This is a genomic window from Peterkaempfera griseoplana, from assembly GCF_001418575.1.
Classification (GTDB): domain Bacteria; phylum Actinomycetota; class Actinomycetes; order Streptomycetales; family Streptomycetaceae; genus Peterkaempfera; species Peterkaempfera griseoplana.
Genome location: NZ_LIQR01000419.1, coordinates 1 through 800, shown reverse-complemented (window position 1 = coordinate 800; position 800 = coordinate 1). Strand labels below are relative to the sequence as shown.

The 800-nt window shown below is 69.2% G+C and carries 1 protein-coding gene and 1 pseudogene; one reads left to right on the top strand and one right to left on the bottom strand.

The genetic code is table 11. The annotated features are described in order from the left end of the window. Positions 1-12: 12 nt before the first annotated feature. Positions 13-447 carry a MarR family winged helix-turn-helix transcriptional regulator gene (locus AOK09_RS28330; RefSeq protein WP_055590094.1) on the bottom strand — a complete coding sequence of 145 codons (435 nt, stop codon included), beginning with the start codon at positions 445-447 and terminating at the stop codon, positions 13-15. Between the two features lie 105 nt (positions 448-552). Between AOK09_RS28330 and AOK09_RS28325 the strand changes: the two are divergent. Then, a pseudogene (locus tag AOK09_RS28325) lies at positions 553-800 on the top strand (NADP-dependent oxidoreductase); the annotation flags it as partial.

Sequence of the window (800 nt, the reverse complement as noted above, 5' to 3'; positions counted from 1 at the left end):
TCCTGACGGGCGTCAGGAGGAGGCGGCGCCCTCCAGCATCCGGCGCAGCAGGTCGCGCAGGGTGGCGCGCTCCTCCTCGCTCAGTGCGGCCAGTGGCTCACGGGCGAAGTTGAGGGAGTCGCGCAGCTCCTCCGAGGCCTCGCGGCCGGAGTCGGTGGCGGCCACCAGTTTGACCCGGCGGTCCTGCGGGTCGGCCTCCCGGGTGACGAAGCCCCGGGTCTCCAGCCGGTCGACGATGCCGGTGATGTTGGACGGCTCGCAGCTGAGCGTCTGCGCGATGTGCCGCATGGGCATCGGGCCGCGCCGCAGCAGTGCCAGCACCTTGGCCTGGGCCCCGGTGAGCGAGCGAGCGGCCGCCGCCTCCTCGTACTCCTTGTGGAAGAGCGCGACGAGCTTGGCCATGAGGTCGACGACCTCGAGGGTGAGCGGATGCGGCTGCTGCGACATGGCGACAGTCTAGCTGAACATTTGACAAGGTGAACTTTTCATACGCATGGTTGCTTGAGCACCTGAACTTATTTGGGGCAGTCCAGACGAAAGGGATCAGCGGACATGGCAGAGCAGGCACTCCCCAGCACCGGCCGCGCGTGGCACCTGGTGGCAAGGCCGCAGGGCTGGCCCACCCCGGACGACTTCGCCCTGCGTGAGGCGCCCGTGCCGCAGCCGGGCCCCGGGCAGATCCTGGTACGCAACGAGTACCTCTCCGTCGACCCGTACATGCGCGGCAGGATGTCGGCCGCCAAGTCCTACGCGGATCCCTACGAGCTGGACAAGCCGATGCTCGGCGGCGCGGTCGGCCG